The sequence below is a fragment of the Nocardiopsis sp. SBT366 genome, from assembly GCF_001083815.1.
Lineage (GTDB): Bacteria > Actinomycetota > Actinomycetes > Streptosporangiales > Streptosporangiaceae > Nocardiopsis > Nocardiopsis prasina.
The window spans coordinates 1-11,240 of record NZ_LAVM01000122.1 but is presented as its reverse complement, the minus strand read 5'-3'; the positions used below and the strand labels follow the sequence as shown (position 1 = coordinate 11,240).

The window sequence follows — 11,240 nt, the reverse complement described above, 5'->3', positions numbered from 1 at the left end:
GGCATCGTCAGATGTATATAATAGACCGGTGGGGACACGGGTTCGGCGACCGCGGCGAGGTCGGACACCACGGGGTGGCGGAAGACCTGGCGGCCGGTGACGGTCCACCCGGCCCGACGGGCGCCACCGACCAGGCGCAGGGTGAGGACGCTGTCGCCGCCCAGGGCGAAGAAGTCCTCGTCCGCGCCGACCCCGTCCAGGCCGAGGACGTCCGCGTAGACCGCGCTCAGGGCGCGCTCGGCGTCGGTGGCGGGCGCGCGCCCGGCGGGCCGCTCGCTGGCGGTGGACGCCGGGTCGGGCAGGGCGCCGCGGTCGACCTTGCCGTTGGCGGTGAGCGGCCAGGAGTCCAGGTGGACGAACGCGGAGGGCACCATGTAGGCGGGAAGCCGCACGGAGAGCGCGGCGCGCAGGGCGTCCGGGCTCGGAACGGCCCCGGTGCCGGTGAGGTAGGCGACCAACCGGTGGTGGCCGTCCGCCCCCTCCTGGGCGGTGACCACGGCCTGGGCGACACCGTCGACGCGGGCGATCGCGGTCTCGATCTCACCCAGCTCGATGCGGAACCCGCGTACCTTCACCTGGAAGTCGGCCCGGCCCAGGAAGTCCAGGGTGCCGTCGTCCCTCCATCGGGCCAGGTCGCCGGTCCGGTACATGCGGGACCCGGGCCGGTCCGGACCAGCGTGGGGGTCGGCGACGAAGCGCTCGGCCGTGAGTCCGAACCGCTGGTGGTAGCCGAGCCCCACCCCCTCGCCCGCGATGTACAGGTCCCCGGCGACCCCGGCCGGGACCGGTTGGAGGGCGGCGTCGAGCACGTACACCCGGGTGTTGGCCATGGGGCCGCCGATGGAGACGGGTGCGCCGGTGCGTACGGGCGACGTGGTGGACCAGATGGTGGTCTCGGTGGGCCCGTACACGTTGGTGACGCTCGGGGCGTGGGCGGCGAGTTCGTCGGCCAGCGCCTGGGGCAGGGCCTCTCCGCCGACCAGCACGCGCAGCTCGCGCAGGACCTCCGGCTTGGTCTCCAGGAGCATCCGCCACAGGGTGGGCGTGGCCTGCATGATCCCGATCCCGCCGCCCTCCAACAGGTCGGCGAGGGCCACCCCGTCGCGGACGGTGTCCTTGTCCGCGAGGACGACCGTGGCCCCGAAGAGCAGCGGCAGGTACAGCTCCAGGGCGGAGATGTCGAAGCTCACGGTGGTCACCGCCAGCCAGCGCTCACCCGTGCCCAGCGGGAAGCGTTGGCCCATGTCGGTGAGGAAGTTGGCCAGGTTGCGGTGGCTGATCACCACACCCTTGGGTCGGCCCGTGGAGCCCGACGTGTACAGCACGTACGCCACCGAGTCCGCGTCCACCGGACCGGTACCCGCCTCCACGGGAGCGGTCGGTTCGGCGGACGCGTTCCCGAGGTCCAGGACGGGCGTGGTGACACCGGCGGGGGCCTCCCCCCCCCCGCCGGTGAGAACGAGGACGGCTGCGGAGTCGGCCACCATGTACGCGAGCCGGTCGGCCGGGAACTCCGGGTCCAGCGGCAGGTAGACACCGCCCACCCGCTGCACGGCGAGCAACGACGCCAGCATGTCCACCGAACGCGGCATCGCCACGGCGACCGTCCGTCCGGCCCCGACACCCCGACCGCGCAGCAGGGCGGCGATCTCCTCCACTCGTTCGTGGACCGAGGCGTAGGTGTGGGTGCCCGCGGAGTCCTCGACGGCGACCGCGTCGGGGGTGCGCTCCGCCCAGTCGGCGAGGGCGTCACAGGGGCGGGCGGCGGTGACGGCGGTCCCGGTGCGGTTGAAGCCCTCCAGAAGCCGGTCGCGTTCGGCGTTCCCGAGCACGTCGAAGGCGCCGAGGGTCCGTTCCGGGGCGGCCGCGACCTGGCCCAACAGGTGGACGAGGCGGTCGGCGATCCGCTGCGCGGTCGGGGGGTCGAACAGGTCCGCGGAGTGGTTGAGCGCCAGCCGGGCCCCCTGGAGCGGGTCCTCAACGTAGGCGAACTCGAGGTCGAACTTGGCGGTGTCCAGGGGGGTCTCGACCAGGTGGGTGGCCGAACCGAAGAGCTGGTCGGCGCCCTCGGGCCTGCGCTGGTAGGACACCATCGTCTGGAACAGCGGGTGGCGGCTGACCGAGCGCTCCGGCCTCAGCGCCTCGACCACGGTGTCGAAGGGCGCGTCGGCGTTGGCGAAGCCCGCGAGGTCGACCTCGCGGACCCGGGCGAGGAGTTCGGCGAAGGTCGGCCGTCCGGACAGGTCCAGGCGCAGGACCAGGGTGTTGAGGAAGAAGCCGATCGCGTCCTGGAGCCCCTCGTCCGCGCGGTCCGCGACCGGGCTGCCGAGGGGGATGTCCTCGCCCGCGCCAAGGCGGTGCAGGAGGGTGGCGACGGCCGCCTGGACCACCATGAACACGGTGACGCCGTGGGCCGCCGCGAGGTCGCGCAGAGCTGCGTGGAGTTCTGGGTCGACGGGGGCCTGGGCGAGACCGCCGCTGTGTGAGGGAGCGACGGGCCGAGGTCTGTCGGTGGGCAGGGCGAGTTCGTCGGGGAGCCCCGCCAGGCTGCGGCGCCAGTGGTCGAGCCGCTGGCTGAGCGGGCTCTCGGGGTCGTCGGCCGTGCCGAGCCAGTCGGTGCGGGAGGCGGCGTAGTCCGCGTACTGGAGCGGCAGGGGCGACCAGTCGGGGGTCCGGCCGGCGGCGCGGGCGCGGTAGGCGGTGTCCAGGTCGTCCAGGAGCGGCCCGAAGGACCACTCGTCGGCGACGATGTGGTGCAGGACCACGAGGAGGACACAGCCAGGAGCCGTCCCGGGACCGGTGAACAGGCGGACCCGCAGGGGCGGGCGCTCGGCGAGGTCGAAGGGCTGGGCGGTGACCCGGGCCAGCGCGGTGTCCAGTGGTTCACCCAAGTGCTCGGCCGCCACGTCGACCAGGCCGGGGGTGTCGGCGTCCAGAAGGTGCGGGAGCGGGGTGCCCGGCTGGTCCGGGTCGGTCCGGATGACGGTGCGCAGGACCTCGTGCCGCCCGACCAGGTCGGTGACGGCGGCGCGCAGGGATTCGGTGTCCAGCGGGTCGGCGACGCGCACCGCGAGGGGCACGTTGTAGGCACCGCCGGACTCGTGGAGGCGGTCGACCAGCCAGAGCCGGTGCTGGGAGTGGGAGAGTCGGCGCGGCTGGTTCGTGGAACGCGGGGCGACGCCCGGCCTGGTCTCCGTGGAGTGTTCGGTGCGACGGGCGAGAGCGGCCGCGGTGGGCGCCTCGAACAGATCGCGCACACCGACGTCCGCGCCGAGCAGGGACCTGATCCGGGAGACCGCGCGGGTGGCCAGCAGCGAGTGCCCGCCGAGGGTGAAGAAGTCCTCGTCGGGGCCGACCGTGTCGCGCCCGAGCACGTCGGCGAGGATCCCGCACAGGATCTCCTCGCGGGCGGTGGCGGGGGCGCGTCCGTTCCGGACCGGGGCGCCGGGGTCGGGAAGTGCTTTGCGGTCGACCTTGCCGTTGGCGGTGAGCGGCAGGGCGTCCATGAGGACGACGGCGCTCGGCACCATATAGTCGGGCAACCGGGCCGCGACGTGCTCACGCAGTCCGGCCACGGAGAGGGGCGTCGCAACGGCAACGGCCGGGGCGGAAGCTCCGTCTGGGGCGGGCGTGCCCCCCTCTTCCGGGGTGCTCGCCGGGGTGGGAATTCCGTCTGGTGCGGCGGCAGCTCCTGTAGGGGCCTGGGCGATCCGGGGGACTGAGGTGTTCCGGGGAGCTGGTGCGCCCTCCGGTGCCGGGGTGCTCGCCGGGGTGGGTGCTCCGTGCGGTGCCGAGGTCACGCCTGGTGCGTTCGAGGGCATGGCGGAGTCGGCGGGGACGGAGGATCCCCCATTTCGAGGGTCTCCCGGCTGGGCGGGCTCGGGCAAGGCAGGGGCGTCCGGGCTGTGGACAACCCCGGTGGCGGGGATGACGTGGGCGGCCAGCCAGGCGTTGCCGGTCTCGTCCTCGCGTGCGGTGACCACGGCCTCCGCGACGCCGGGCGCGGACAGCAGGGCGGTCTCGATCTCACCCAACTCGATGCGGAATCCGCGCACCTTCACCTGGAAGTCGGCCCGCCCCAGGAAGTCCAGAGTGCCGTCGTCCCTCCACCGGGCCAGGTCACCGGTCCGGTACATGCGGGACCCGGGCCGGTCCGGACCTGCGTGGGGGTCGGCGACGAAGCGCTCGGCTGTGAGGTCGAACCGCTGGTGGTAGCCGAGCCCCACCCCCTCGCCCGCGATGTACAGGTCCCCGGTCACGCCTGTGGGAACCGGTCGCAGGGCGGCGTCGAGCACGTACACGCGGGTGTTGGCCATGGGACGGCCGATGGTGACGGGGCCGCTGGTGTCCAGGGGTGTGGTGGTGGACCAGATGGTGGTCTCGGTGGGCCCGTACACGTTGTGGGCGCCCCGGGAGTTCTCGGCGAGCAGCGCCGCCAGGGGCGCCTGCACGGCCTCGCCGCCCACCAGCACGCGAAGCGGGGCCAGCACCTCCGGGTCGTGCTCGGTGAGTGAGCGCCACAGCGACGGGGTGGCCTGCATGATCGTCGCCCCGGAGGACACGGCCAGTTCGCCGAGCAGGCGCGGGTCGCGGACGGTGTCCTTGTCCGCGAGGACCACCGTGGCCCCGAAGAGCAGCGGCAGGTACAGCTCCAAGGCCGAGATGTCGAAGCTCACCGTGGTCACCGCCAGCCAGCGCTCACCCTGCTCCAACGGAAAGCGCCGACCCATGTCGGTAAGGAAGTTCGCCAGGTTGCGGTGGCTGATCACCACACCCTTGGGACGACCCGTCGAACCCGACGTGTACAGCACGTACGCCACCGAGTCCGCGTCCGGTGGGACCGGGTTCGGGGCGCACGGCGCACCGCCGCCTCCGTCGACCCGGTCACCGGCGACGGAGAGGTCGAGCACCGGGGTGGTGACACCGGCGGGGGCCTCCACTCCCCCACCGGTGAGAACGAGGACCGCACCGGAGTCGGAGAGCATGTACGCGAGCCGGTCGGCCGGGAACTCCGGATCCAGCGGCAGGTACACACCGCCCACCCGCTGCACGGCGAGCAACGACGCCAGCATGTCCACCGAACGCGGCACGGCCACGCCCACGACCCGGCCGGGACGCACCCCGTTCGAGCGCAGCAGGGCGGCGATCTCCTCCACCCAGGCGTCGAGATCGGCGTAGCTGTGCTCACCCTCGGCGTCGACCACGGCCGTGGTGTCGGGTGCCCAGGCGGCCCAGTCGGCGAGGGCGTCGCAGGGGCGCGGTGCGGTGACGGCGGTCGCGGTGCGGTTGAAGCCCTCCAGCAGCTGATCGCGTTCGGCCCGCGTGGTGGCGGGGACCTCGGCGACCGGCTGTTCGGGGCTGGCCGCGATCCGGTTGATGACCGCGCGCAGACGGTCCAGGAGCGCCTCCGCCTCGTCGGCTCCGACCGCGTCGGGGCGGTGGCACAGGCGCAGGGTCAGGGCCCGGCCCGGGAAGACGTTGAGGGAGACCGGGTAGTGGGTGGCGTCCTCGATCCGGACGTCGGTGAGGCGCACCCCGCCGTGGTCCTGGTCCGCGAGGGCGTCGCGCGCGGGGAAGTTCTCGAACACCAGGAGGGTGTCGAAGAGCGGCGCGTACCCGGACAGTTCCTGGGTGCGGGTCAGCCCGGTGTGGTGGTGTTCGGACAGCGCGGCCTGGCGGCGCTGGAGGTCGGTGAGCAGTTCCGCCACCGGGGTGCCGGCCTCCGTGCGCACGCGGACGGGGACGGTGTTGATGAACAGTCCGAGGGTGGACTCCACGCCCGGCAGGTCGGCGGGGCGCCCGGAGACGGTGGCGCCGAAGACGACGTCGGTGCGTCCGGTGACGGCCCCCAGGACCAGGGCCCAAGCGGCCTGGACCAGGGTGTTGGTGGTGACGCCGAGTTCGCGGGCGGTGGCGGCGGCCCGCTCGGTCTCCTGCTGGGTGAGGGCGGCGTTGAGGACCCGCTGCTCCCGTCCGCCGTGGGTGGGCGCCTCCGGGGCGAGCAGTGTGGGCCCGCCGAGGTCGGCGAGCTCGGTGGACCAGGCGTGGTCGGCGGCATCGTCGTCGCGGGCCGCTAGCCACGCGAGGTGGTCGCGGAAGTGCGTGCCGGGCGCCGGGGTGTCCGGTTCGGCGTAGCGGGTGAACAGGGCCCGCAGGAACAGCGGAGTGGACCAGCCGTCCAGGAGTGTGTGGTGGTCGGTGGTGACCAGCACGTGCCGGGTGGGGTTCAGACGCACCAGGGTGAAACGCAGCAGCGGCGGGTGGGCGAGGTCGAAGGGGGTGGCCAGTTCCTCGGCGCTCAGCCGTTCGAGGGCCGCGTCGGGGTCCGGGTCGGCGGACAGGTCGACGCTGCGCCAGCGGGGTCGGAGTTCGGCGGGGACGAACTGGACGAGGTCCTCGCCCTCGGCGTGGAAGCCCGCCCGAAGGCTGGGGTGGTGGTCCAGGAGCAGCGCGGCGGCGCGGTGGAGGCCCTCCGGGTCCAGGTCCCCGTCGATCCGCACGGCCGACTGAGCGGTGTAGGCGTCGTGGCCGGAGCTGTAGAGGCTGTGGAAGACCAGTCCTGACTGGAGCGGCGTGGCGGGCCAGAGCTCGGCGAGACGGGCCGCGGGGTCACCCGAGGTCCGCGCCCACGCTCGCTCGACCTGCTCGATCCGGGAGGGTTCGAGGTCGAGGAGGGGCAGGTCGGAGGGGGTGAGGGTGTGCGGACCGGGGTCGGCGGCGGCCTCGGCCAGGGCGCGCAGGGCGGCGGTGAGGTCGTCGGCCAGGGCGCGGACGCCGTGGTGATCGTGGACGCCGGGGGCCCAGCGCAGGGTTAGGTGGAGGCGGGGGCCTCCGGGGCCCTCGTGGGCGATGGCGCCGATCTCCAGCCCGTGGGCGAGGGGCTCGTCGGGGTCCTCGCCGAGCATGACCCGGGTGGAGGCGGGGGCCGACTCCCAGGGCTGCGCGGCGGGGGCGCCGAAGCGGCCCAGGTAGTTGAAGAGGACGTCGGGGCGGGCACGGCCGGTGAGGCGGGGCGCGGTCTCGGGGTTGAGGTGGCGCAGCAGGCCGTAGCCGAGGCCGTGACCCGGGGTGGCGCGCAGGGTCTCCTTGACCCGCTTCAGGGTGTGGGCGGGGCCGGTGCCGGGGGTCAGGGCGACCGGGTGGGAGGTGGTGAGCCAGCCGACCGTGCGGGCGAGGTCCGCGGGTGCGGTGAGCAGTTCGCGGCGGCCGTGGCCCTCCCGCTCCACCAGGAGGCGCTGGTCCGCCGCGAGGGTGAGGGCGGTGAGCAGGACCTCCTCGGCCCCCACCCGGTAGGTGGCGCCGATCCCGGTCAGGACCTGGTGGGTGAGGCCGGGGTCCAGTTCGAGTTCGATGCTGTGGCGCGTGGCGACCACGTCGGCCTCGGGGTCGAGGTCGCGGGCGCCCAGACGGCGGTGGAGGGCGGGGTCGGTCTGCTCGGTCCAGTGGTCGAGTTCGGCGAGGCGTCCGGGGTGGCGGGCCTCCTCCTGGAGCAGGCGGGTCCAGCGGCGCAGGGAGGTGCCCGCACCGGGGAGCTCCACCGCGCGGCCCGAGCTGAGGGCGGCGACGGCGTCGGCGAGGTCGGGGCCGATGACCCGCCAGGACACGCCGTCCACGGCCAAGTGGTGCACCTGGACCAGGAGCTGTCCCATGCGGTCGGGCCCGGCGTCGAACCACACGGCGGTGAGCGGGCGCCCCTCTGTGAGGTCGATCCTGGTGTGCGCGTGGGCCGCCTCCCGCTCGACCCTCTCCGTGAGGGAGTCCTCGGACAGCCCTCGGGCGTCGACCCGGGTCAGGGGGGCCGGGCCCCGGACCTCCTTCGAGGGCAGGACGTCCATCCGGCCGTCGCGTACGCGCAGACGCAGGGCGCCGTGGTGGGCGACGACGGCGCGCAGGGCGCCGGAAAGCGTCTCCTCGGTGATCCCGGCCGGAGTCCACAGCACCTGGGACTGGGTGAAGCGGGGACGCGGCTCGCCCTCGGCGAGGAGCTCGGCGGTGACAGCGGTCGGTTCGACCGGGCCGACGGGGTTGTCAGGTACGCGCGGGGCGTCGGCGGCGGTGCCCGCGCGGGCCGCCAGCCCGGCGACGGTGGGTGCCTCGAACACGTCGCGCACGGCCAGGGCCAGCCCGGCGGAGCGGGAGCGGTTGACCGCCTGGATGGCGAGGATGCTGTCGCCGCCCAACCGGAAGAAGTCGTCGTGGAGGCCGATGTCGGTGCCGAGGACATCGCGCAGGATGCCGAGGAGGGCCCGTTCCGCCGGGCTTGCGGGCTCGTCCCCGCCGGTGCCGGTGGGGGCGGTGACGGGTTCGGGCAGGGCCGAGGTGTCGACCTTGCCGCTGGAGTTGAGCGGCAGCCGATCCAGGGTCACGACGCGGGCGGGAACCATGTAGTCGGGCAGTCGGGCGGCGAGGTGCCCACGGACCTCGTCCTCGGCGGGGGCCGCCGGTTCCGCGTCGGGACGCCTCCCCTGGCCCGTACCGATGTCGGCCACCACGTAGGCGACGAGCTGGGCGGCGCCCGCGGGGGTCCGGCGCACCACCGTGGCGCACTGGGCGACCCGCGGGTGGGTGCGGGCGGCGGCGTCGATCTCGCCGGGCTCCACCCGGTAGCCGCGCACCTGCACCTGGCCGTCCGCGCGGCCCAGGTAGGCGACGTTTCCGTCCTCGCGGACCAGGGCGCGGTCACCGGTGCGGTACATGCGGGTGCCGGGCGGGCCGTGGGGGTCGGCCACGAAACGTTCCGCGGTGAGGTCGGGGCGCCCCGCGTAGCCGCGGGCGAGCTGGTCCCCGGCCAGGTAGAGGTCGCCCGGGACACCGCGCGGGACGGGGCGCAGGGCTGCGTCGAGCACGTGGGCGCGCACACCCGCGACGGGGCGGCCGATGACGGCGGCGGCGCTGTCGCGCACGTCGCAGACCAGGGCGTCCACGGTGTTCTCGGTGGGTCCGTAGAAGTTGAGGGCCCGGGTTCCGGGCAGGGCGCGCAGCCGGTCCCACAGGTCCTGCGGGCAGGCCTCGCCGCCGAAGGTGATCAGCGCGGGCGGCTGACGGAGTTCACCGGAGTCGAGCAGGCCCTGGAGGTAGGTGGGCGTGAAGTCCAGGTGGTCGAGCCGGTGCTCGGCGACGTGCGCGCCCAGGCGGGCGTGGTCGAAGAGCAGGTCGGAGTCGAGCAGGTGGAGTTCGTGGCCGTGGACCAGGCCCAGCAGGGTGTCCCAGGACGCGTCGAAGGTGAAGGATCCGGCGTGGCCGATCCTCGCGCGCGCGAGCAGGTACCGGCCCAGGTGGTCGCGCTGGGTGGCGGCCAGGGCGGCCAGGGAACGGTGTTCGACCACCACGCCCTTGGGCCTGCCGGTGGACCCGGACGTGTAGATGAGGTAGGCGGCCGACCTCGGGTCGGGGTCGGGGAGCGCGCCACCGAGCTGTTCGTCGAGGGCGGAGCGGACCTCCTCGGCGTCGAGTTCGAGCAGGCGCGCCTCGGCCTCCTCGGGGAGGCGGTGGGAGGTGGTGGAGTCGGCCAGCACCAGGCTGGGGCGGGCGTCGGCGAGGACGTGCGCGATCCGGTCGGCCGGGTGCTCGGGGTCCAGGGGGACGTAGGCGGCGCCCGCGCGCAGGACCGCGAAGAGGGCGACGACCAGGTCCACGGAGCGGGGCAGGGCGAGGGCGACCACGTCGCCCGGGCCCACGGTGGCGTCGCGCAGCAGACGGGCGAGGCGGTCGACCCTGTCGGTGAGCTCGGCCCGGGTCAGGCGGGTGTCGCCGTGCACCAGGGCGGTGGCGTGGGGGTCGGCGGCCGCTTCCCGGCTGAGGAGTTCGGTGACCGTGGGCGGATCCTGGGCCACGGCGGGGGTGGCCAGCGGCGCGTCGGCGGGGTCGGTGGTGTCCAGGTCGGTCACCCGGGTCGTCCCGGTGGCGCGGGCGAACCCGCCGAGGAAGTGGGCGAACCCGTCGAGTCGGGCCCGGGCCCCCTGGCGGTCGTAACGGGCGTCGTTGGCGTTGGCCTCCAGGACCAGACCGCCGGTCGCCAGGCGGTAGACGGACACCGCGATGTCGTCGACGGGGCCCTCGGACAGGTTCGTGGTGGAGGAGGCGACGCCGTCGAAGGTGAACGTGTAGTCGAACAGCTTCACGTTGACCTCGGGCCCGTACAGCCCGAACCGGTCCCCGACCGCGGAGAGGTCGCGGCGCAGCTGCTCGGAGCGGTAGCGCTGGTGGGTACGCAGGTCGCGCTGGGCGGCGGCGGTGTGGTCGATCACCTCGGCCACCGTGCGGTCCGAGGAGGTGCGCAGGCGCAGCGGCAGCACGTTGACGACCATGGCGGGGGTGCGCAGGCCGACGGAGCCGACCCGGCCCATGGACGGCGAGCCCAGGAGGACGTCGTCCGCGCCGGTGAGGCGGTGGGTGTACGCGGCGAAGGCACCCACCAGGGCGTCGGCCCAGGTCGCGCCGGAGGCCTTGGCCAGGGTGTCGAGACCCTCGGCCACCTGCGGCCCCACGGTCGTGCGCGAGCGCAGGAAGGAGGCATGCGGCGCGGGCGGCGCCGAGGACAGCAGGGCGGGTTCGGGGCGGTCGGCGAGCAGGTCCGTCCAGTACGCGCGGTCCTCGGCGAACCGGGGTGAGTCCGCGTAGTCCGCCTGGTCGGCGACGAGGTCGGCGAGGGCACCGAACCTGGTGACGGGCACCTCCTCGCCGCGACCCAGGCGGGTGTACACGTCGGCGACGCGGCGCGCCATCATCGTGATGGCGTAGGCGTCCACCGCGATGTGGTGGAAGCGCTGGAACCAGAACCACCGCCGGGGCCCCACCCGCAGCAGCGCGAAGCGGTACAGGGGCTCACTGGTGGGGTCGACCGGGCGTTCGCGGTCGGCGCGCATCCAGTCCAGGGCCCGGCCGACCGCGTCCTCCTCGCCGTCCTCACCCGCGCCCCCGTCACGGGTGAGGTCGACGACCTCCAGCTCCCTCGGGACCCCGCGCCCGACGACCTGCCCGATCCGGTCCCCGTCCACCACCACGCGAGCGCGCAGGGCGTCGCTCTCGGCGACCACCGTGCGCACGGCCACCGCGAAACGGGCGGTGTCGAGGTCGGCGGGGATGTCGGTGTACTGGCCGACGTTGAACACCGGGCTGTCCGGCGCCGTCTGTTGCGCGTACCAGACGCCTGCCTGGGCGCCGGTCAGGCCCAAACGGGTGTCGTGGGTGTCAGCCATGGGATCGGGCTCCTCGGGAGGGTGCTCGGGTCGAATCGGGGG

General features: G+C 74.3%; 1 protein-coding gene. It reads right to left on the bottom strand.

Going from position 1 to position 11,240, the window contains the following annotated elements:
• The coding region (locus ADX84_RS26845) for a non-ribosomal peptide synthetase (RefSeq protein WP_082206753.1) at nucleotides 1–11,198 on the bottom strand (11,198 nt) is incomplete at its 3' end.
• Nucleotides 11,199–11,240 lie beyond the last annotated feature (42 nt).